Below are 21,429 nucleotides of genomic sequence, written 5' to 3' on the forward strand. Positions count from 1 at the left end.
TCGCGATGGAGGCGTGTCAGGTTGCATATATGTTGACTGACATACCGCCATCGCGAGCAGGCTCGCTCCCACAGGGGATTGATGTATGTTCGTGGACATGCCCGTTCAGTTCCTTGCCGCTTTCAAGCACTTCAAATCAGTAAAATCCTTCTTCACCCCGTCGATTTTCTTCAGCAGCCGTTCGCGCTGGGGCGGGGTGCTGTCGGCCATCAGATCGATCAGCAGGCTGCGGGCCTGGGCTTCGGTTTTGTCATAGGCCTCGCGGTAGGCAGGGGTCCAGAGGCTTTCGCGATCGACCAGCAGTTGCTCGATGCGTTTGGGGAAGTCGGGGTTGTGGCGTTGGGCCACGGCTTGGCTGAACTGGTTCTGCCAGTGGGCGCGGTTGGCGATCCATTGTTGGTTCTGGTCGCCCAGGGCGGTTGACCAAGCCATCACGCGTTGATGCTGGGCGCTGTTGAGCGGACCGAGCCAGTCGTTCAGGCGTTTTTCCATGCGTTCGCTACGTTCCTGGATCTGTTCCTGCAACGTTGGCTTGAGGTATTGCTGCTGGCGTTTGCGCTGGTCCTTCACAAAGGCGGCGTTCATCTCCGCCACTTGCTCATCGCTTAAACCTTGCAGCAGCTCGATGGCCGACGGGGTGATGGCCCGGGCGGTTTCGGCGATGGCGGCCTTGGCTTCCCGGGTGCGCTGTTGCAGGGCCTGGTCGGTCACCTGGTCGGTTTGCACCATGGTCTTGAGGCGGTCCAGCCAGTCAAGGTAACCGGGCAATTGGGTGGTGCAGTGCCAGCTCAGGTGTTGTTTGAGGCGTTCGTCAAACCAGTCTTTCTGCTCGCCGTTGATCTCCAGGTAATCGTTGAGGGTCCAGGGGATGATCAGGTCGAGGTTGCGGTAGGCCAGGCCGATGCGGCTGCACGCGGTGAGCGTGAGCAACAGGGCGACGAAAACGGCGGTGCGGGTCAACCAGCGCGACATGGGTGAGTCCTTGCGAAGCGGAGGTGCTTGTTTGAGCATCGCAGACGCGTGGCAGTTCAGCCGACTTTAATGCGTAACTCTTAGTAAAAAGGGTGGGCCATTTTTAGGGTCAGCAGACTGTCGCACTCGCTGTTGTGGCCGGAGTATGCCGAGCAACTGCTGCCGCTGAGGCTGGAGTCGCTGTAGATCAGGTCCAGGTCGAGGCCTTTCCAGGGACGGGAAATCTTCAGTGACCAGTCGCTGAAACTGCCTACGTAGCCGTTCTCCACCGAGACCGGGGAGTTGAGCTGGTGGGTGGTGTATTTGGCGCTTATCCCGATGCCGAACGGCACGTTGCCGCCCAGGTCGGCGAACAGCGTACTGTTCTGTTTATCCGGATCGTTGCTCAGGGCCGCGCCGAAGCGGCTGCCGAGGATGGTCAGGCCGCCGAAGAATTCCTGGCTGTCGAGGGTATCGGTGGTGGGGTAACTGTAGTGGATCAGGCCGACTTCGTAGCCCAGGGTTTGGTCGAAGGGTTGTTTAAAGCCCATGTAGGAATCGACTTCGAGGTCTGAGGTCAGGCCGGCGCTGGGGGACCATTGGCCGGCGTACCAACCACTGTCATGGCTCAGGTCCAGGCCTCCATGGAACGACCCGGTGCTCGATTGGGTGACCAGACCCTGGGCCATGCTGCGGGTAGGCGTGGTGCCGAGCTTGAGGTCGAAGTCGCCGAGTTCGCGCTGGAATACCTGCCCTTGGGCAAGGGAACAGGCCAGCAGGCTGGTCGTCAGCACAGCAACAGGGAGGTGCATGCTTCACTCCGGAATTAGCGAGGAGCAGTAACGGTAACCAAGCTGAAACGCTTGAGCTAGAGAGGTGCAAGGATACCGGCGAATGCACGGCGGTGAGGGCCGTTCGTCGATTTATAAGGGAAGGATGGAGCGAGAGGGGTTTGCAGTCCAAGCGCTTCGAGGCTCAAAGCGCTTTGGGAACCGGTGAGGCGACAGGTTATTTTTTGCCCAGGCTGATCTGCTTGGATGGGCCGAATGTCTGGCCGCTGACGCCTTTGGCAATCTGCTGGATCTCACCGCCGGACTTGAGGAACGCAGCGATCTGATCGTTGATCGACTCGCTGGTTTCAACGGCTGGAGCTGGCTTTGCTTTGCTGTTGGATGCTTTTACGCGCATGACGGCCAATACCCTATGGATAATTAATGGGGCCAGGCATCGTACAGGAATTACTTGACAATAGCTTGGTAAATATCCCTCGAAATTATCCTGAGTGAACCGGAACCGTCCCCGGTTTATTTGGCATTTATTGCCCTAAGCCACTGTTTTAAATAATAACCCCTTGAGAAATGTCTCGCCCGATGTAGAACGAAACGAGCCGCGGTCCGCCTGACGAATGGCCGGATCTTGAAGGAAAACCCAGGAAAATCAACGCTCGGCCAGGGCGTGCCGAGGCAATCACGAATCTCGCCACAAAAACGGGTAGAATGCCGCCCACGCAATGAGGGTATTGGAAATGGCTTTAGTCGGGCGCTACAACAGTTTGCAAGTGGTTAAACACACTAACTTCGGTTTATATCTGGACGGCGGAGCGGACGGCGAAATATTGCTGCCTAATCGTTATATCCCCAAAGATATTCCCAGCGAAGATGAAGACTGGCTCAATGTTTTTATTTATCTGGACAGCGACGACAAACTGATCGCAACCACGGAAAAACCCAAGGTCCAAGTCGGCGAATTTGCCAGCCTGAAAGTGGTTGAAGTCAACAGCATCGGCGTGTTCCTCGATTGGGGCCTGCCCAAGGACCTGTTGCTGCCGTACTCCGAAGAGAAACGCCAGATGCACGCAGGTGAATACTGCGTGGTGCATGTCTATCTCGACAAACACACCCGCCGCATCACCGCCACGGCGCGCCTGGACCGTTATCTGGACAAGACGCCGGCCAACTACACGGCGGGACAGGAAGTTGATTTGCTGGTCGCCGAAGCCACTGACATGGGCTTCAAGGCGATCATCAATAACAAGCACTGGGGACTTATCCACAAGAACGAAATCTTCAAGTTCATGCGCGTCGGCATGCGCGAGAAGGGGTTCATCAAGGAAGTCCGTCCGGACGGCAAGATCAGCCTGAGCCTGCAGCCGGTGGGCCAGGAAGCCGCCACCAGCCTGAACGCCAAGATTCTCGACAAGTTGCGTGAGAGCAACGGTACGCTGGCGGTCAGCGACAAGAGCGATCCGGCATTAATCAGCAGCCTGTTTGGCGTGAGCAAGGGCAATTTCAAGAAGGCCATTGGGGCGTTGTACAAGAATGGTCAGATTGTGATTCATGCGGATCGGATTGAATTGAGCTGACCTGCTGCAACTCCCGCAAGTCGTGGAAATTCCCGTGGCGAGGGAGCTTGCTCCCGCTGGGCTGCGAAGCGGCCCCCAAAAAGGGATTTACTCCAATCAGCCTGACCCACCGGAGAATGGCCGGAAGGGGTTGCTTCGCAACCCAGCGGGAGCAAGCTCCCTCGCCACGGGTCCTTGGCTGTATACAAAAATTTTGCACCTTTAGCATGCGCCCGCGCCCTATTCGTGGGCGTGCGTACCTGCTTGCTCGGTATAAAGCCTCGCCGCACGCCGCGGCCTGTCTCACATCCAGCACCTATGGCACGCATTCTGCGTAGCGCTTCGTATACAAACCATGCCGGCTCCCGTGCGCAGTATGGTGAGCAGGTTGGTCCGGGGGCACGGCGGTACTCATAAGGAGCCCGCAATGTCCGAGCAATTGCCCAACGGCTACAGCCCCCGCCTCTATAACGAAGACTTGGGTCCGCTGCCGCAGAAATGGAGTTGGTACAATATCTTCGCGTTCTGGATGAGCGATGTGCACAGCGTTGGCGGTTATGTGTTCGCCGCGAGTCTATTCGCGTTGGGTCTGGCGAGTTGGCAGGTGCTGATTGCCTTGTTGGGTGGCATTTGCATCGTGCAACTGATCGCCAATCTGGTCGCCAAGCCGAGCCAGCAGGCGGCGGTGCCTTATCCGGTGATTTGTCGATTGGCGTTCGGGGTGTTAGGGGCGAATATTCCGGCGGTCATCCGCGGTTTGATCGCGGTGGCCTGGTACGGGATTCAGACCTACTTGGCGTCCAGTGCGCTGATCATCGTGGTGCTGCGGTTTTTTCCTGCGATGGAAGTTTACGCCGCACCGCATTTTGCCGGTTTGTCCTACTTGGGCTGGTTCGGTTTCCTCAGCTTGTGGTTCGTCCAGGCATTGGTGTTCTGGGCGGGCATGGAGTCGATCCGGCGTTTCATCGATTGGGCCGGGCCGGTGGTGTATGCCGTGATGTTCCTGTTGGCCGGTTGGATCGTGTGGAAAGCCGGTTGGAGCAACATCAGCTTCACCCTGACGGAAAAGTCCCTGTCCGGCTGGCAGGCGTTCGGCCAGGTGGTCGTCGCAACGGCCCTGGTGGTGTCGTACTTTTCCGGCCCGACATTGAATTTCGGCGATTTCAGCCGTTACTGCCGGAGCATGTCTGATGTACGTCGGGGCAATTTCTGGGGGCTGCCGGTGAATTTCCTGGCGTTCTCGCTGGTCACGGTGGTGATCGTGTCCGGGACCCTCCCGGTGTTTGGCGAAATGCTCCATGATCCGATCGCCACGGTGGCGCGCATCGACAACAGTGTGGCGGTACTTCTCGGAGCCTTCGCCTTCGTGACCGCGACGGTCGGCATCAACATCGTCGCGAACTTTGTGTCGCCGGCGTTTGACTTCGCCAACGTCGCACCCAGCAAGATCAGTTGGCGCGCCGGTGGCATGATCGCGGCGGTGGCGTCGATCTTCATCACGCCGTGGAATCTGTTCAACAACCCCGAAGTGATCCACTACACGCTGGACGTGCTGGCGGCGTTTATCGGCCCGCTGTTCGGCATTTTGCTGGTGGATTACTACTTGATCAAAAACAGCAGATCGATGTGAATGCGCTGTTCGACGACGGGCCGAGCGGGCGTTACTACTACAGTGGCGGCATCAACTGGACGGCGGTCAAGGCGCTGATTCCCGCGACGCTGATGGGCGTGGCGATCACCTTCACGCCGTTGCTGCAATCCATGGTCAATTTCGCCTGGTTCACCGGTTGCTTCCTCGGCGGGGTGTTGTATTTCGCCTTGGCCCGGCGTGAGCTAACGCCGCACCCGTCGTTCAGCCCGGCCTGATCAATGAAGAGCGGTCTGGGCGCAAGGGCTCTCCGCATCCCGACTGGCGGGCCGCAGCAACAGCCCGCCGGCCAACACCAGCCCACCGCCGGCAACGATCAACGCCGGTTGCAGCCCACCGCTGAAATGGCTGCTCAGTGCCGCCAGTAGCGGGCCGCTGAGTTGGCCGATGGCAAAGCAGGCGGTCAACAGGCCGGCGTTGCGCTGAGTGGCGTGGGGCGCCAGTTCTCGGGAGCGCTGCATCACCAGTTGCATGCAGGCCAGGAAGGGCGTGCCACACAGGATGACGCCGAGCGCCAAGCCCGTGCCGCTTCCCGACAGGCAGGCGAACACCCCGATTGCCTGCAACCACAGCGTACCGATCAGCCAGCGACCGGTGGTGCCTGGGTCCGGCCGCCGCAGGCTGACCAACAGCACCCCGAGCGCGGCGGCCAGGCCGAAGCACGGCCAGAACAGGTCGGCTTGCCATTGCCCGTGGAACTGCGCCGACGCCATCTGCGACAGGAATGTCGCCGGAATGATGTAACCCACGCCGTACAAAGCGTAGACCACGCCGAGACGGGCGATGCCACGACTGGAGGAGGGACCGGCCGGGGCAGCAACGGTCGCGGTCGCGGCGGTTTGCGGCAAGATCGGCAGGATCAACAGCAACATTGCCAAGGCCACGCCGGCATACACCAGCCACAGGGTCGCAGAGCTCTGGCCCAGCAGGTTCGAGCCCAGGGCGAGCAAGCCGGTCAGGAAAATTCCCAGCCCCGGTCCGGCAAACACCACCGCGCCAAGCCTTGGTCGCCCGGCCGCCGTCGCCAAAGGCTGACTCAGCGCGGTGATCATCACCAGCACCCAGGCACTTGCCACCCCAGTGCCGAAGCGCAACACCAGGTGCGGCCAGAAGCCCCACGCCCAGAACGACGCCAGGGCCAGTAGCACGCACAGCCACAGGCCGCCATGCAGGCGCCGGCGCACTTGTTCCGGACGGCGGGCGAACATCGCGTCCAATGCCCCGAGGAAGTAACCCAGGTAGTTGGCGGCGGCAATCAGACCGGCGGCCGTCAAGTCGATCTGACCTTCGCCGATCAAATGAGGTAACTGCGGCGTGAGGGCGAAGCGGCCGATACCCATGGCCATCATCAGCGCGATGAAACTGCCGAGCAGGCGAATTAAAGGTGACATGGTCGTTCTCCAGCGTTGAGGCGAATGACCGTCAGGCTAGGACTGATTGACTTTCATTAAAAATGAATAATAGTGAGTAACTTGTTCTTTTTTGGAGAAGGTCGTGGAGTTCAGCCAGTTACGGATTTTCCAGGCCGTGGCCGAAGAGGGGTCCATCACCCGGGCGGCCGAGCGTCTGCATCGGGTGCCGTCAAACCTCTCGACCCGGCTCAAGCAGCTTGAAGAGCAGTTGGGCGTGGAGCTTTTCCTGCGCGAGCGTCAGCGACTGCAGTTGTCACCGGCAGGAAAAGTCTTGCTGGACTATGCGACAAAGCTTTTTGCCCTGCACGACGAAGCCCACGCTGCCGTGCAGGGTGGGCAGCCGGCCGGGGAATTTGTGCTGGGTACGATGTACAGCACGGCGGCGACTCACTTGCCGGACCTGCTGGCCGGTTACCACCGCCGCTATCCGGCGGTGAACCTGCAAGTGCAGTCAGGGCCCAGTGGTGAGTTGTTGGAAGGTTTGCTCACCGGACGGCTCGACGCAGCGCTGGTGGATGGGCCGTTGGAGCTGGCGGGGTTGGACGGGGTGCCGTTGTGCGACGAGCGGCTGGTGCTGATCACCGAGGCCGATCATGCACCGGTGCGCAGTGCGCTGGATGTCCAGGGTCGCTCAGTGTTTACCTTTCGGCGCGGCTGTTCGTACCGCATGCGCCTGGAGGCCTGGTTTGCCCATGATCACGCGACCATGGGCCGGGCGATGGAGATTGAGTCGTATCAGGGGATGCTGGCGTGTGTCATCGCCGGGTCCGGGGTGGCGCTGATGTCCGAGTCGATGCTGGCGAGCATGCCGGGTCGTGACCGGGTGACGGTACATCCGCTGGCCGAGCCGTTTGCCAGTGCCACGACTTGGCTGATGTGGCGCAAAGGCATGGTTGGGGCCAACCTGAACGCCTGGATCGAATTGCAGCAACAGGCCTGGCCGCGAGCGCCCCAAGTGACGGCGCAATCGGCTTGAACTACAGGAAACGGATTTGGATCAATTCAGTAACAGATCATTGCGAATTGAAGCGAGCATTGCGTAGCACATCGGACTATTATCAACGCGAAGGGGCCACAGATATCTGCCGCTCGCACGACCCTGAGGGGGCACCACGATGAAAGAGAAAATCCAGAACTGGCTTCATGACCTGGGTGTCGCGCTTGGTTTGATCGAGCCGCCGATGCAACCGATTCCGATCCGCACCGATGACGAGCAACGCCGCCGCCAACCGCGCCGCCGGTAACGCACCTGAGAATATTGAAAAGATCGCAGTCTCGAGCTGTTTCAGATGAAGCAGCTCGAGACTGCGATCTTTTTTTATTTCCGGCATAAGCCGTCCCTGTGGCGAGGGAGCTTGCTCCCGCTGGCGTGCGAAGCGCCTAAAGCCAGGCTCCCCGGTGTGCCAGACCCAATAAGGTGATGGGTCTGCTGCGCAGCCCAGCGGGAGCAAGCTCCCTCGCCACGGGGTGTGTGCTCGTTCTGAAGAAAAAAAGGGTGTGGCCACCGACGCCACACCCCTCGAAGAACACCGCTTATCAGTCGTTGATCAAACCGCCTTTGCCACCACATTCGAACGTGGCGACAACACACTTACCAGCACAAAACTCACCAACGCCACGCCCAGGCTGTAATAGATCGGCGTGTTGGCGTCCAGGCCGTCCTTGACCATGAAAAACAGCGCGGTCAGAAAGCCCAGGGACATGCTGCTGATCGCCCCGGCGGTGGTGGCGCGTTTCCAGTAGATGGCGCCGATCAGCGGGATCAGCATCCCACCCACCAGCAGGTTATAAGCCAGGGTCAGGGCGCTGATCACGTCGCTGACCACCAGCGCGATCACCAGCACCACGGCGCCCATCAGCAGGGTCGCGAGGCGGTTTTCATGAACATCGCCGCTGCTGCTTTCACGGCCTTTGCGCAGGCGTGGCAACAAGTCCTGGACAACGGTGGTGGAGGCTGCCAGCAGGCCGGCCGCCGCGGTGGACATCAAGGCCGCCAGGGCCGCCGCGACCACCAGGCCGCGAATGCCGTTGGGCAGGCTGACCTGGACCACGCTGGCAAACGCGTTATTGACGTTTGCCAGGTCCGGCAGCAACACCTTGGCCGCCATGCCGATCAGCGCCCCGGCCAGGCCGTAGAGCACGCAGTACAGCCCGGCGGCAGTGCCGGCCACTTTCGCCACGCCTTCGCTGCGGGCGGTGAACACCCGCTGCCAGATGTCCTGGCCGATGAAGATGCCGAAGAAGTAGATCAGGAAGTAGGTGATGATCGTGTCCCAGCCGATGGCGGTGAAATCGAAGTAGCTGGCCGGCAGTTTCGCGACCATCGCATCCCAGCCGCCGGCGTCCATGATGGACATCGGCATCAGCAGGAACACCAGGCCCACGGTCATGATCAGGAATTGCACGATGTCGGTGAGGGTCAGCGACCACATGCCGCCGATGGTGGAATACAGCACCACCACGCCGCCGCCCACCAGGATCGAGACCCAGAAGGGCAGGCCGAACAGCACTTGCATCACGGTGCCGATGGCGATGGTCGAGGTGGCGCCGATCATCAGCGCATAGACCAGCATGATCAGCGCACTGGCGTGGCGCGCAGCCGGGTTGTAGCGGCGCTCCAGCACCTGGGTCACGGTGTAGATCTTGAGCTTGAGCAACGGCTTGGCAAGGAACAGGCTCAGGCCGACGATGCCCAGGCCGATGGCGCCGCACAGCCAGAATCCGGAAATACCATGGACATAACCCAGGCGCACGGTGCCGATGGTGGACGCGCCGCCCAGGACCGTGGCGGCCATGGTGCCCAGGTAAAAGCCCGGGCCGAGGTTGCGCCCGGCAACCAGGTAGTCGTCACGGGTTTTGGCGCGGCGCATGCCGTACCAGCCGAGAGCGATCATGCCGGTGGCGTAGATGAGAACGACGATTAAATCCAAAGCCATGATGGCGTGTCTCCGATTGTATTTTTTATGGAGGAACGAGGCGGTGCAGTCCCTGGCATTGCTGCCTCAGTGCGAATCTGCTTTTGTGGCGAGGGAGCTTGCTCCCGCTGGAGTGCGAAGCACTCCCCATAGCGGTTGCTGCGCAACCGAACGGGAGCAAGCTCCCTCGCCACAAAAGCCCCCAGCTTCAGGTGCTGTATGCACCTTGAGTCAGCCAGTGATGTATTCACCTCGGGTCAGGCGGCCTGCCCCAGCTGCGGCTTATCGTTGGGCGCCGAATCGTTGCCACGCAAATCCCCCGGCCCATATACCGCCGCCGGCTCCGGGAACACCCCCAACAACACCAGGTACACCACCGAAGCCAGCCCCAGCGTCACCGGCAGGCTGACGTCGTTGCCACCGGCCAGTTCGCCCAGCGGGCCGACAAACTGCCCCGGCAGGTTGACGAAGCACAGCCCCACCAGTGCGCTGGGGATCCACGCGCCCAGGCCGCGCCAGTTCCAGCCGTGGCTGAACCAGTAGCGGCCGCCGGTTTCGCCCCGGGTGAACACTTGCAGGTCGTCCGGGCAATAGAAGCCGCGGCGTACCAGCAGGCCGATGATCATGATCACCATCCACGGTGTGGTGCAGGTGATGATCAGTACGGCGAATGTGGACACGCTCTGCACCAGGTTGGCGGCGAAGCGGCCGATGAAGATGAAGGCAATCGACAGCACGCCGATCAGCAGCGTCGCCTTGACCCGCGACAGCAGTCGCGGAAACACGCTGGACATGTCCAACCCGGTGCCATACAGCGAGGTGGTGCCGGTGGACATCCCGCCAATCACCGCGATCAGGCAAACAGGCAAGAAAAACCAGCTCGGCGACACCGCCAGCAGCCCGCCTACATAATTGTTCGCCGCGATGTAGTCCGGGGCCTTGATCGCTACGATGGTGGCGGTGGCGAGGCCGAACAGGAACGGTATCAACGTCGCCAGTTGCGCAGCGATCACCGCCAGCATGATCCGCGACTTGGGCGTGCTGCGCGGGATGTAGCGCGACCAGTCGCCAAGGAACGCGCCGAAGGAGATCGGGTTGCTCATGGCCACCAGCGAGGCACCGATGAACGCCGCCCAGAAGCCCGGCTGACCGAGGGCGACGGTGCCGGCGAACTGGCTGTCGAAGGTTGGCGCGAAGGCGACAATGCCCAGCAGGAACAGCAGACTGGCGGCCCACACGGCGATGCGATTGACCCACAGCATGAAGCGGAAACCGTAGATGCACACCGTCAGCACGAGCAGGGCGAACAAGCCGTAGGCCAGGCCCAGGCTCAGGTCGGTCTCCGGGACGCCGACCAGCCGCTTGGCGCCGCCGATCAGCGCGTCCCCCGAACTCCAGACCGAGAGCGAGAAGAACGCGATGGCGGTCAGCAGTGACAGGAACGAGCCGACTATCCGCCCGTGCACGCCGAAATGCGCCCCGGAAGACACCGCGTTGTTAGTGCCGTTGAGCGGGCCGAACAGGCCCATCGGCGCGAGGATCACCGAACCCACCAGCACCCCCAGCACAATCGCCCAGACCCCGGCCTGGAAGGACAGGCCGAACAACACAGGGAAACTGCCGAGTACCGCCGTGGCGAAGGTGTTGGCGCCGCCGAAGATCAGCCGGAACAGGTCGCCCGGCCCGGCAGTGCGTTCGTGGTCCGGGATCTGTTCGACGCCGTTGGTTTCGATTTGCGTAAGGCTGTTGTCGTTATTGTTATGCATGATCTGCTCCGATCATCTAAGACGCGTTCATCGAATGTGAACGTCGTCTATTGGCTAAGGGGATGGCAGCCCTTCCGGTATTGCGGACAAATGTTCGTGACAGGCCAGCCATTGGCCTTGTTGTTCTTGGCGAAACACAATGGTTTCGCGCTCCTGGCTACGGTGAAGCTCCCCTTGCATGCGCAGCTCGGTGGCCACGTCATGGATGAAAATCGCCACGTCCCCTTGCAGGCTGACGAAAGCGTTGCTCGAGGTGCACGAGAGCACCTCGAAGCCATCCTCGGACCGCCAGCGATCCCACAACGCCTGGTAGGCATCGCGTGACAGCAGGGGCTGTTCGAGGGTGTAGAACACAAAGCTCGCATCGGCCGTGAACGCGCCGAAGTAGGCGTCGCGGTCGTTGCGGGCAAAGGCCGCCACCAGTTCGGCGGCGGCCGTGAGCACTTGATCCTGATCGTTCATGACGGCGCCTCAGCGATGCACCACGCCCGGCAGGACGCAGAGCATCTCGTACAACAGGTTGGCACCCAGCAGCGAGGTGTTGCCGGTGGTGTCGTACGGCGGCGAGACTTCTACCAGGTCGCAACCGACCAGGTCGAGACCCTGGCAACCGCGTACGATTTCGATCGCTTGGATGGTGGTCAGTCCGCCGATTTCCGGAGTGCCGGTGCCGGGTGCCCAGGCAGGGTCGATGCCGTCGATGTCGAAGCTCAGGTACACCGGGCCGCCGCCGACCTTTTCCCGGACTTCGGCCATCAGCGGCGCCAGGGATTTGTGCCAGCACTCTTCGGCCTGGACCACTCGGAAACCCTGGTTGCGGCTCCAGTTGAAGTCATCGGCGGTGTAACCCTGGGCCCGCAGCCCGATTTGCACGACCCGGTCGCAGTCCAGCAGGCCTTCTTCCACGGCGCGGCGGAAGGTGGTGCCGTGGGCGATTTTCTCGCCGAACATGTGGTCGTTCACGTCAGCGTGGGCGTCGATGTGTACCAGGCCGACCTTGCCATGCTTCTTGTGGATGGCCCGCAGGATCGGCAGGGTGATGGTGTGGTCGCCGCCCAGGGTGAGGGGGATGACGTTGTGCTCGAGGATCTTGTGGTACGACTCTTCGATGATCCGCACCGCCTCCAGCAGGTTGAAGGTGTTGATTGCCACGTCACCGATGTCGGCGACCGACAGCGAGTCGAACGGCGCGGCGCCGGTGGCCATGTTGTAGGGGCGGATCATTACCGATTCGGCGCGGATTTCCCGGGGGCCGAAGCGGGTGCCGGCGCGCAGGGAGGTGCCGATGTCCAGCGGCACGCCGACGAAGGCAGCGTCCAGGCCGGCAGCGGTGGGAACGTGGGGCAGGCGCATCATGGTGGCGATGCCGCCGAAGCGCGGCATTTCGTTGCCGCCCAGTGGTTGGTGAAGAATCTTGTCCACAGGTAGGGCCTCATCGTTTGTTTTAGTTATCAGGGGCCGATTCTGCGAAAAGCCCTGGCGGCGAAGAATCGCTGCGGGCAAATACTTAGTTCAGATTTTTCTAAACTAATGTGGGGTAGGGCGATAGAATCGCTGCCCAGAGTAATACCACTGTGAGTCCGTATGGATAGCCTGTGGCGAGGGAGCTTGCTCCCGCTGGGCTGCGAAGCGGCCCTGAACCAGACACCCCAGTGTGCCAGACAAGTCGAGTTGTTTGTCTTGGGACTGCTTTGCAGTCCAGCGGGAGCAAGCTCCCTCGCCACAGGAGCGCGGTGGTTTCATGTATGCAATTTGGAGTGACCAATGGCCAACGCTCTACCCGACCTGAAACTGCTGCGCATTTTCGCCAGCGTGGTCCGGCACCAGGGGTTCGCCAATGCCCAGCAGGAACTCAACCTCTCCACGTCGGCCATCAGCACCTACATGAGCCAGCTTGAATCTTCCCTGGGCCTGGTGCTGTGTCATCGTGGTCGGGGCGGGTTCAGCCTGACCAGCAAGGGCGAGTTGTTCCATCAGGAAACCTTGCGCCTGCTGGGCGAGCTCGAAGGGTTCGAGCAATATGCCGCGGCGCTCAAAGGTGAATTGCGCGGCACGTTGAACCTGGGGGTGATCGATTCCACCGTCAGCGACAAGGCCTTGCCGTTCGCCGAGGCCATCGGTGCCTACAGCCAGGAGCATCCGGCGGTGCATCTGCACCTGTCGGTGATGAGCCCGTATGAGCTGCAACTGGGCGTGCAGGATAATCGCCTGGACCTGGCCATCGGTGCGTTTTCCACGCGCATGAGCGGGCTGGTGTACATGCCGCTGTACCGGGAGCAGCACTGGTTGTATTGCAGCAATCGCCACCCGTTGTTCACCGAGCGGCGCATCCCCGAGCAAGTCATCACCCAGCAACGCATGGTCGGGCGCGGTTACTGGAGCCAGGCCGAGTTGGCCCGTCACGGCTTCAAGCACAGCGCGGCGACGGTGGAAAGCATGGAGGCCCAGTTGATCCTGGTGCTGTCCGGCGCCTACATCGGCTACCTGCCCGAGCATTACGCCCAGGCCTGGGCCGACAAGGGCGATTTGCGCGTGCTGCTGCCGGCGACCTTTGGCTACCAGGCGCCGTTTTCGATGATCATGCGCCGTGGCCGCAGCCGCGAGCCGCTGATCCAGACCTTCCGCGACCTGCTCAAGGCGCAGCTCAACCAGGCCTGAGGTGCCGATGTCCCGAATCCAGTGTCCGCGTTGCCACCGGCCGCAAAGCCATTGCCTGTGCCCGTTGATTCCCAGCCTCGACAGCCGCACGCGGGTATTGCTGTTGCAGCATCCCAGCGAGGTCAACCACGCCTTGAACACCGCCCGGCTGGCAGCCCTGGGACTGAACAATGCCGAACTGGTGGTGGGCGAGGTGTTCGAGGATCTGCCGCGTCTGCTCAACCCTCCGGGTTACCGGGCGCGGCTGCTGTTTCCCGGCGATGAGGCGCAGCCGCTACAGGCTTATGGCCGGTCGGATGAGCCGCTGCTGCTGGTGGTTCCCGACGGAACCTGGCGCAAGGCGCGCAAGCTGCTGCATCTCAATCCGCTGCTGGCGGCGTTGCCGAGGGTGACCCTGGCCGATGGCGGTGTGTCCCGTTATCGATTGCGCAAGGCGCCGGGTCCGGGGGCGTTGTCGACGGTGGAGGCGATTGTCCAGGCGTTGCAAGTGCTGGAGGCGCCGAGCCGTTTCGAGCCGTTGCTCAGGCCGTTCGAGGCGCTGATCGAGGGGCAGATCGTGGCGATGGGGGAGGAGGTGTTTCGGCGTAATCATGTCCACAAATGATCGTTGTCTGTGCGGGCCCTATCGCGAGCAAGCTCGCTCCCACAGTGGTTTGGTGGCGATCATAGATGTGGTTATCACCGGAGATCCCCTGTGGGAGCGAGCTTGCTCGCGATAGCGATAGTCGCTTCCATGAAGAACCCGCTCCTAGCCTACCGCTCCCGCATCGCCTCAGTCCTGGCCTTCAACACCGGCTTGAGCAAGTAATCCAGCACACTTTTCTCCCCGGTAATGATGTCTACCGTCGCCACCATTCCCGGGATGATCAGCAATGGTTTCACCTCCCCGCCCAGGTGGTTTTTGTCGGTGCGCACCTGGATCAGGTAGAAGCTGTTGCCCTTGTCGTCGGTGATGGTGTCGGCACCGATCAGTTCGAGCTTGGCGCTCAGGCCGCCGTAGATCGTGTAGTCATAGGCGCTGAACTTGACCATGGCTTTCTGGCCCGGATGCAGGAAGGCCACGTCCTGGGGGCGGACCTTGGCTTCGATCAGCAGGTTGTCCTCCAGCGGGACGATTTCCACCATGTCGCTGCCCGGCTGCACCACGCCGCCAATGGTATTGATCTTCAATTGCTTGATCACCCCATGCACCGGCGAGACCACGGTGGTGCGCGATACCCGGTCGTCGATGGCGATGCTCGATGCGGTGATTTTCGAGAGGTCGGTGCGTTTTTCGTTGAGGTCCTTGGCGGCCTCGGAGCGGAAGGTCTGCTCCGATTCGTCGATCTTGCTCTTGATCTCGTTGATTGCCGATTCAGCCCGGGGAATCGCCAGGGTGGTGGCGTTGAGCGAACCACGGATTTCCACCGCGCTGCGCTTGAGCCGCAGGATTTCCACCGGCGACACCGCCCCCGTGCGCACCAGGGGTTCGGACATGTTCATTTCTTGCTGGAGCAGCGCCAGGCTGGAACTGAACTGGCCTTGCTTGGAGCGAAACTCCGCCAGCTCCTGGGTTTTTTGCCGCAGCTGTTCGCTCAGCGTCCGTTGTTCGCTGGCCAGGCGCCGTTGTCGCTGTTCATATAGAGCGCGTTCGTCCTCGGCCACTTGCGGGGCCTTGGCGCTCACCTCGGCCGAGGGCGCGAACGGTCGGCCTTCGGCCTCGGCCGACAGGCGTTCGACCTGGGCCATCAGTGCATAGCGGTCGGCCTCGCTTTCGCCCTTGTTCGACAGGTAACGGGTGTCGTCCAGACGCAGCAGGGTATCGCCCTTGTTCACCATCTGGCCTTCACGCACGAAAATCTCAGTGACGATGCCGCCTTCCAGGTTCTGGATCACCTGGACCTTGCTCGATGGAATCGCCTTGCCTTCGCCGGTGGTGACCTCCTGCAGCACCGCCAGCTTGGCCCAGACCAGCCCGGTGACGATCAACCCGGCGGCCAGCCACACCGTGACGCGCGCTCGGCGCGGCGAATCCTGCAGGACCGCGCCGGCGGTTTCCGCCATGAACTCGCTTTCGGCGCTTTTGCTGAAACTGCCGAAGTAGCTTCGGTTGATGGAATCGGGTGTTTGGGAAGACATGGGGCGATACCCCCTCAGTTAAATAAGGCCGTACAAAAAATCCTGGAGCACTGATGGATCTTGTGGCGAGGGAGCTTGCTCCCGCTGGGTTGCGAAGCAACCCCAAACCCATCCACCACGCTGTACCAGGCAGACCGCGCCGACAGGTTTTACGACGGCTTCGCCCGAGGCGTCGGACCGGCCAAGCGGGAGCAAGCTTTCTCGCCACAGAGGGCGGCGGCGCTTGCTAGACAGCCGCAGACCCCACCCGCCCTTTGCGCAACGCATCAATCACTGTTTCCTTGGGGCCATCGGCGACGATCCGGCCGTTGTCCAGCACCACCAGCCGGTCCACCAGGCTCAACATCGAGGTGCGGTGGGTGACCAGCAGCACGGTCTTGCCCTGGATGCGGCTCTCCAGGTTCTGGCGCAAGGTGTCTTCGCTGCTGTTGTCCATCGCGCTGGTGGGTTCGTCCAGCAGCAGGATCGGCGGGTCAAGCAGCAGGGCGCGGGCCATGAGCACGGCCTGGCGCTGGCCGCCGGACAGCAACTGCCCGCGCTCGCCCACCGGGCGATCGAAGCCTTGGGGATGCTGGCGGGCCAGTTCGCTGACCCCGGTCAGTTGCGCAACTTCCAGCATCCGTGCGTCGCTGATATAGCGGGCGCCGAGGGTGAGGTTGTCGCGCAGGCTGCCGGCCAGCAACGGCAAGTCGTGGGCCACGTAGCCGATCTGTTGGCGCAGGTCAGCGACGTCCAGTTGCCGCAGCTCCAGGCCATCAAGCAACAGCTGGCCTTCGTCCGGCGTATAGAAACCCATCACCAGCCGCGCCAGGGTGCTTTTGCCCGAGCCGCTGCGACCGATGATCCCGACCCGTTCGCCCGGCTTGAGGCTGAAGCTGATACGGCTCAGCGCCGGTGTGCTCTGGCCGTTGTAATGGAAGGTTACGCCGCTGACATCCAGTGCGCCCTGCAATTGGGTGCGGTCCAGTGGGCGCTGTTTGGCATCGCGCTCTTGAGGCAGGGCCATCAGCGCGTCGGTGCTGCGCATGGTGAGCTGGGCCTGCTGGTAGCGCGTGATCAACCCGGCGATCTGCCCCAGGGGCGCCAGCACCCGGCTGCCGAGCATGTAGGTCGCCACCAGCGCGCCGACGCTGAGGTTGCCGGCAATGATGCTATAGACGCCGGCAACGATCGTCGCCATGCCGGCCAGTTGTTGCAGGAACAAGGTGCCGTTGGTCGCCAGGGCCGAGAGGTTGCGTGCATGGCTGTCCAGGCGGGTGAGGGCTCCGTGGGTGCTTTCCCATTGATGCTGGCGCTCGCTTTCGGCGCTGCACGCCTTGAGGGTTTCCAGGCCGCCGAGGGTTTCGATCAGCAGCGCCTGGCGCTGGGCACCCAGGGCCAGGCTTTTTTGCACGGTGTCGCGCAGGCGCACCTGGATGATCATGGCGAAGATAATGGTGATCGGGAACGCGATGACCGGAATCACCACCAGCCAGCCGCCCAGCAAGCCGATCACCACCAGCATCAGCACGACGAAGGGCAGGTCGATCAGGCTGGTGAGGGTCACGGCGGTGAGAAACTCGCGCAGGCCTTGGAAGTCGTGGATGCTCTGGGCGAACCCGCCGATGGTCACCGGCTTGGCTTTCATGGCCATGCCGGTGATGCGCTCGAACAAAGTGGCGGAGAGGATCACATCGGTTTTCTTGCCGGCGGTGTCCAGCAGATGGGCGCGTACCACCCGCAGCACCAGTTCGAAACCGGTGCCGATCAGCAATCCCACCGCCAGCACCCACAGGGTCGACGTGGCCTGGTTCGGCACCACGCGGTCGTAGGTCTGCATCACGAACAGCGGCACCATCAGCCCGAGCAGATTGATCAGGAAGCTTGCCAGGATCGCGTCGCTGTACAACCAGCGCGACAGTTTCAAGGTGTCGCGAAACCACGCTTCGACCCGCGGCACCAGGGGCGAACGCAAGTCTTCCAATTCATGCCGCGGCCGGGCGAACAACGCCTGGCCGCTGTAATCCACGGTCAGTTCCTCGCGGCTGACCCATTGCTCGCCGCCATCGGCTTCGCTGGGCAGGATCAGCGCCCTGCCGTCCTCGCCCCAACGCCGTAACACCGCGCACCGGCCCCCGACCAGAATCAGCAGCACCGGCAGATTCAGTGGCGAGATATCGGCCAGCTCGCGCCGCAGTACCCGTGCCTGCAAGCTGGCCCGGGCCGCTGCGCGCGGCAGCAGGTCCAGGCCCAGGCGTTGGTGCGCCATAGGAAGCCCGGCGCTGAGGCTGGCGCGACTGGCCGTCGCGCCATGGAGTCTGCAGAGGATCAACAGGCCGTCCAGCAAGGGATCATCGAAGTTCAGGCGCGGGTCGGCGCCAGGGATTGCAGGTTCCATGCTGGTCACATTGATCGCTCCCATCGTTTGGGTGAGGGGGCTACTTCAGTTCAGGCAGCCGTGCTTCGCTCTTGACCTCGGTCTGGGCGATCGCGTCCGCCGGCAACACCACCCGCTGTTTGCTCAACAGCACGCCCATGTTCGCCAACACCCGGTACATCGAATATTCCTCGGTGTAGCGCACTTCGGTGTAGCGACGGTTGGCGTTGTACAGCTCGTTTTCACTGTCGAGCAGATCGAGCAGGGTCCGCTGGCCGAGGCCGAACTGATCCTGGTACGCCGCGCGCACACGGGCGGTGGTGTCGGCGTATTCCCGGGCGGTGGGCGTCTGTTTGCGCGCATTGGTCATGGCGTTCCAGGCCAGGCGCGTATCCTCGTTGAGTTGGCGCAGGGCATTGTTGCGGATGTCCATGGCCTGGTTGATCTGGTGGGCATTGGACGCCAGCCGAGCCTTGTCGCTGCCACCACGGAACAGGTTGTAGTTCATCACCACGCCGACCCGCCAGTTGTTGTCATGGCCTTCTTCGCCGCCAAGGTTGTTATTGGCGCCGACCGCTGCTTCAGCGTCGAAGCGCGGGTAGAAGGGCGACTTCGCCACTTCGTATTGGCTCTCAGCAGACTGGATGTCGGCCTGGGCGGACTTCAGGTACGGGTTGTTGTCCATCATGCTTTGCTGGGCTTCGCGCAGGTCGGCAGGTACTTCGCCTTTGGTCGAGGGTGGCATTTCCAGCTCATCGGGCATGCGCCCGACCACACTGTAGAAATTCGCCTCGGCATCGGCCAGGTCCACTTCGGCGGTGTCGAGGTTGTTTTCCGCCAGTGCCCGGCGGGCGTTGGACTGATCGGAGTCGGCCGTGCTGCCGACCCCGCGCTGGGTGCGCAGGCCGATCTGGTCGTTGACCCGCAGATGCGCCTGCATGTTGTTTCTGGCCAGGGTCACCAGTTCGCGGCGCTTGAGCACTTCCAGATAGACCTCGATGGTGCGCAGCGCCAGGTCCTGGGCGGTTCCCTGGGCGTAGTAGGCCCGGGAGTTGACCACACCCTTGGTGCGTTCCACTTCATTGGCGGCGTTGAAGCCGTCAAAGATCATCTGCCGCAGGCGCAGCTCCGATTGGGTGTAGGTCAGGATGTTGGTGTGGTGGTTGCCCAACGCCCGGGTGTTGGTGTTGTCGCTGTAGCCCCGGCCGTAACCGGCGTTCAAATCCACCGATGGGTAGAAGCCCCCCTTGGCGACCTTGACGTCTTCATTGGCCGACAGACGACTGTCCACCCGTTGTGCCAACTCCGGGTGAGTGGCAATGGTGCTCTGGATCGCTTCGGTCAGGGTCATGGCCTGCGTCTGAGAAGAGCAGGCCATGGCCAGCAAAACCGCGCTGCAGAGGGGGGTTAGAACGCGCATGGGGTGCATCTCCTGAGGTCTGTAGTGCTTCGTTGTCGCCAAAATGTTGACGTATTAAAGATCAAAACCGTTTCAACCTTGTAACAACACAGCTAAGAACATCCTGCGACAAACCTAAGAAGAATTTCTCATAAGCGTTATGCCAAAAAAAACTTATGCGGTTGTCCCGATCCGGGACATTGTTCAAAGCGAAAGCCTTTGAATCTGCGGGTTCTGACGGCTTTAAGGCGTCAATAAAAGTTCCTTGGAAATTTTTGAACGATGTGAAGAAAGGCCGAAAGGGCGAGATTCGAAGCGGGTTAAGGTGACAGTTTTTTGTCGTTTTGGCAGATGGCTAGCATGCCGAGAACTCGCGAAAGCTGGCAGATTTTCCAGCTTTACCGCTCGCCCATCCGAGGACGGACTCTTCACCCACACAGGTGCCGACTGCGGTTGGCAACGGAGGAAGGCACATGGCAGCGCTCATCGGTACCGTCAGCAAAGTGGTAGGGCTGGTTTTCGCAGAAACGGCAGGCGGCCAGCGGCGGCCTCTGGTCGAGGGCGATCGGCTCTACGCCGGTGAACATCTGGTCACCGGTGCCGAAGGGGCCGTGGCGGTGCAGTTGCAGAACGGCCATGAGTTGACCCTGGGACGTGGAAGCGACCTCACCCTGACCCCGCAGTTGCTCGCCAACCAGACACCCCATGTCGATACCCCGGAGGCGGCGACACCGAGTGACGCGCAACTGACCGACGTGCAGGAGCTGCAACAAGCCATCGCCGCCGGCGCTGACCCGACCCAGGCCGGCGAAGCCACCGCGGCAGGTCCGGGTGCCGGTAACGCGGCGGGCGGCTTGGGTGGTGGCCACAGTTTCGTGCTGCTGGAAGAAGTGGGTGGGCGAGTCGAACCGCAGATCGGTTTCCCTACCGCCGGGTTCAACGGGATCCCCGAATTTCCTCAACTGCGCCTGGCGGCTGAGCCGGACAATGACGGCAATAACGACGGGACCGTGCCGCCGGTAACACCTCCAGACAACCCCGTGACTCTTGACGGGGTCGATACGCAAGGCGGCGAACTGACCACCAACGAGGCCAACCTGGCCGATGGCACTGCTGCCAATCCTGGCGCGTTGGTGCAAAGCGGTACCTTCACGGTTTCCGCTCCCGACGGGCTGAGCAGCCTGAGCATCGGCGGTATCAGTGTGATCGCCAACGGCGTGCCCGCAGGTTTTCCCCAGACCATCACCTCGCCGCTGGGCAACACCCTGACCATCACAGGCTATGACCCCGCTACCGGGGTGGTCGGTTATACCTACACCCTCACCGACAACGAAACCCATCCCGCCGGCGGCGGTGCCAACAGCATTACCGAGCAGTTTGCGGTGGTGGCGGTCGACACCGACGGCGACACCGCCACTGGCACCCTCGACGTGAACATCACCGACGATGTGCCGCAGGCCATTGACGACAGCAACGCCAACACTGCCTCGGAGACCCTCGTCACTCTCACGGGCAATGTGTTGCCCAACGACCACCAGGGCGCCGACCGCATCCCCACCGGCCCCGACAGCGGGCCGATCATTGGCGGGACATTCACCGGCACCTACGGCACCCTGGTGCTCAACCCCAACGGCACGTACACCTACACCCTCAACACCAATGACCCGCAGTTTGTCGCGTTGCAGGGTGGAGGAAGTGGCACCGAAACGTTCGCTTATACGCTGACTGATTCCGATGGTGATACCAGCACCGCGAACCTGGTGCTGCAAATTCACAACAATGACGATCCGGTGGTGCTGGTGGGGCTTGATGCAGCAGGTGGGGAGCTGTCGTTGCAGGAAAAAAACCTCAGCGACGGCAGCAGC

General features: G+C 61.8%; 17 protein-coding genes and 1 pseudogene. 7 read left to right on the forward strand and 11 right to left on the reverse strand.

Going from position 1 to position 21,429, the window contains the following annotated elements; all coding sequences use genetic code 11:
• Positions 1-105: 105 nt before the first annotated feature.
• From ACLEJQ_RS19650 to ACLEJQ_RS19660, 3 genes are all read right to left on the reverse strand, one after another.
• Positions 106-972 carry a DUF6279 family lipoprotein gene (locus ACLEJQ_RS19650; protein ID WP_440797635.1) on the reverse strand — a complete coding sequence of 289 codons (867 nt, stop codon included), beginning with the start codon at positions 970-972 and terminating at the stop codon, positions 106-108.
• Positions 973-1,052: 80 nt separating this feature from the next.
• A complete protein-coding gene (locus ACLEJQ_RS19655) occupies positions 1,053-1,763 on the reverse strand; it encodes a TorF family putative porin (RefSeq protein WP_440797637.1) in 711 nt (236 codons plus the stop codon).
• 196 nt (positions 1,764-1,959) lie between these two features.
• Positions 1,960-2,139, reverse strand: a complete 180-nt coding sequence (locus tag ACLEJQ_RS19660) for a hypothetical protein (RefSeq protein ID WP_003184153.1) — start codon at positions 2,137-2,139, stop codon at positions 1,960-1,962.
• A 337-nt stretch (positions 2,140-2,476) separates the two neighbouring features.
• Between ACLEJQ_RS19660 and ACLEJQ_RS19665 the strand changes: the two genes are divergently transcribed.
• A complete protein-coding gene (locus ACLEJQ_RS19665; protein ID WP_440797640.1) occupies positions 2,477-3,313 on the forward strand; it encodes a CvfB family protein in 837 nt (278 codons plus the stop codon).
• A 406-nt stretch (positions 3,314-3,719) separates the two neighbouring features.
• Positions 3,720-5,158, forward strand: a pseudogene (locus tag ACLEJQ_RS19670) (NCS1 family nucleobase:cation symporter-1).
• Here ACLEJQ_RS19670 and ACLEJQ_RS19675 read toward each other — a convergent pair.
• Positions 5,159-6,331 (reverse strand): MFS transporter, encoded by a 1,173-nt coding sequence (locus ACLEJQ_RS19675; RefSeq protein WP_440797642.1) that lies wholly within the window; start codon positions 6,329-6,331, stop codon positions 5,159-5,161.
• A 103-nt stretch (positions 6,332-6,434) separates the two neighbouring features.
• On the opposite strand from ACLEJQ_RS19675, the gene ptrR reads away from it, so the two are divergent.
• Both ptrR and ACLEJQ_RS19685 read left to right on the forward strand, forming a co-directional pair.
• The gene (gene ptrR / locus ACLEJQ_RS19680) at positions 6,435-7,328 is read left to right on the forward strand and encodes a putrescine utilization regulator PtrR (protein WP_440797644.1); all 894 of its coding nucleotides are present in this window, start codon (positions 6,435-6,437) and stop codon (positions 7,326-7,328) included.
• A 139-nt stretch (positions 7,329-7,467) separates the two neighbouring features.
• A complete protein-coding gene (locus ACLEJQ_RS19685; RefSeq protein WP_256222727.1) occupies positions 7,468-7,596 on the forward strand; it encodes a PA1414 family protein in 129 nt (42 codons plus the stop codon).
• 303 nt (positions 7,597-7,899) lie between these two features.
• Here ACLEJQ_RS19685 and ACLEJQ_RS19690 read toward each other — a convergent pair whose 3' ends face one another.
• The 4 genes from ACLEJQ_RS19690 to speB form a co-directional block, all read right to left on the reverse strand.
• Positions 7,900-9,288 carry a sodium:solute symporter gene (locus ACLEJQ_RS19690; RefSeq protein WP_440797646.1) on the reverse strand — a complete coding sequence of 463 codons (1,389 nt, stop codon included), beginning with the start codon at positions 9,286-9,288 and terminating at the stop codon, positions 7,900-7,902.
• A gap of 236 nt (positions 9,289-9,524) precedes the next feature.
• Positions 9,525-11,036: a purine-cytosine permease family protein gene (locus ACLEJQ_RS19695; RefSeq protein ID WP_440797666.1), complete on the reverse strand. Its 1,512-nt coding sequence runs from the start codon at positions 11,034-11,036 to the stop codon at positions 9,525-9,527.
• A 51-nt stretch (positions 11,037-11,087) separates the two neighbouring features.
• Positions 11,088-11,495 carry a YybH family protein gene (locus ACLEJQ_RS19700; protein ID WP_440797648.1) on the reverse strand — a complete coding sequence of 136 codons (408 nt, stop codon included), beginning with the start codon at positions 11,493-11,495 and terminating at the stop codon, positions 11,088-11,090.
• A gap of 9 nt (positions 11,496-11,504) precedes the next feature.
• A complete protein-coding gene (speB, locus tag ACLEJQ_RS19705) occupies positions 11,505-12,455 on the reverse strand; it encodes an agmatinase (protein ID WP_440797650.1) in 951 nt (316 codons plus the stop codon).
• Positions 12,456-12,797: 342 nt separating this feature from the next.
• Between speB and ACLEJQ_RS19710 the strand changes: the two genes are divergently transcribed.
• Positions 12,798-13,691 (forward strand): LysR family transcriptional regulator, encoded by an 894-nt coding sequence (locus ACLEJQ_RS19710; RefSeq protein ID WP_440797652.1) that lies wholly within the window; start codon positions 12,798-12,800, stop codon positions 13,689-13,691.
• Between the two features lie 7 nt (positions 13,692-13,698).
• Positions 13,699-14,295 (forward strand): tRNA-uridine aminocarboxypropyltransferase, encoded by a 597-nt coding sequence (locus tag ACLEJQ_RS19715; protein ID WP_440797654.1) that lies wholly within the window; start codon positions 13,699-13,701, stop codon positions 14,293-14,295.
• Positions 14,296-14,444: 149 nt separating this feature from the next.
• Here ACLEJQ_RS19715 and ACLEJQ_RS19720 read toward each other — a convergent pair whose 3' ends face one another.
• From ACLEJQ_RS19720 to ACLEJQ_RS19730, 3 genes are all read right to left on the reverse strand, one after another.
• Entirely contained in the window at positions 14,445-15,809 is a 1,365-nt protein-coding gene (locus ACLEJQ_RS19720; RefSeq protein ID WP_440797656.1) for an HlyD family type I secretion periplasmic adaptor subunit, read from the reverse strand.
• Between the two features lie 226 nt (positions 15,810-16,035).
• The gene (locus ACLEJQ_RS19725) at positions 16,036-18,195 is read right to left on the reverse strand and encodes a type I secretion system permease/ATPase (protein WP_440797658.1); all 2,160 of its coding nucleotides are present in this window, start codon (positions 18,193-18,195) and stop codon (positions 16,036-16,038) included.
• Between the two features lie 31 nt (positions 18,196-18,226).
• A complete protein-coding gene (locus tag ACLEJQ_RS19730; protein WP_440797660.1) occupies positions 18,227-19,585 on the reverse strand; it encodes a TolC family outer membrane protein in 1,359 nt (452 codons plus the stop codon).
• Positions 19,586-20,037: 452 nt separating this feature from the next.
• On the opposite strand from ACLEJQ_RS19730, the gene ACLEJQ_RS19735 reads away from it, so the two are divergent.
• The coding region (locus tag ACLEJQ_RS19735; RefSeq protein WP_440797662.1) for a retention module-containing protein at positions 20,038-21,429 on the forward strand (1,392 nt) is incomplete at its 3' end.

Source organism: Pseudomonas sp. SMV71, assembly GCF_052042015.1.
Lineage (GTDB): Bacteria > Pseudomonadota > Gammaproteobacteria > Pseudomonadales > Pseudomonadaceae > Aquipseudomonas.

Bases quoted from the DNA above. Each gene is read 5' to 3' on its own strand.
- ACLEJQ_RS19650 (WP_440797635.1), bottom strand. From the start codon at position 972: ATGTCGCGCTGGTTGACCCGCACCGCCGTTTTCGTCGCCCTGTTGCTC.
- ACLEJQ_RS19685 (WP_256222727.1), top strand. From the start codon at position 7,468: ATGAAAGAGAAAATCCAGAACTGGCTTCATGACCTGGGTGTCGCGCTT.
- ACLEJQ_RS19690 (WP_440797646.1), bottom strand. From the start codon at position 9,288: ATGGCTTTGGATTTAATCGTCGTTCTCATCTACGCCACCGGCATGATC.
- ACLEJQ_RS19665 (WP_440797640.1), top strand. From the start codon at position 2,477: ATGGCTTTAGTCGGGCGCTACAACAGTTTGCAAGTGGTTAAACACACT.
- ACLEJQ_RS19675 (WP_440797642.1), bottom strand. From the start codon at position 6,331: ATGTCACCTTTAATTCGCCTGCTCGGCAGTTTCATCGCGCTGATGATG.
- ACLEJQ_RS19700 (WP_440797648.1), bottom strand. From the start codon at position 11,495: ATGAACGATCAGGATCAAGTGCTCACGGCCGCCGCCGAACTGGTGGCG.
- ACLEJQ_RS19655 (WP_440797637.1), bottom strand. From the start codon at position 1,763: ATGCACCTCCCTGTTGCTGTGCTGACGACCAGCCTGCTGGCCTGTTCC.
- ACLEJQ_RS19730 (WP_440797660.1), bottom strand. From the start codon at position 19,585: ATGCGCGTTCTAACCCCCCTCTGCAGCGCGGTTTTGCTGGCCATGGCC.
- ACLEJQ_RS19710 (WP_440797652.1), top strand. From the start codon at position 12,798: ATGGCCAACGCTCTACCCGACCTGAAACTGCTGCGCATTTTCGCCAGC.
- ACLEJQ_RS19715 (WP_440797654.1), top strand. From the start codon at position 13,699: ATGTCCCGAATCCAGTGTCCGCGTTGCCACCGGCCGCAAAGCCATTGC.
- ACLEJQ_RS19660 (WP_003184153.1), bottom strand. From the start codon at position 2,139: ATGCGCGTAAAAGCATCCAACAGCAAAGCAAAGCCAGCTCCAGCCGTT.
- ACLEJQ_RS19720 (WP_440797656.1), bottom strand. From the start codon at position 15,809: ATGTCTTCCCAAACACCCGATTCCATCAACCGAAGCTACTTCGGCAGT.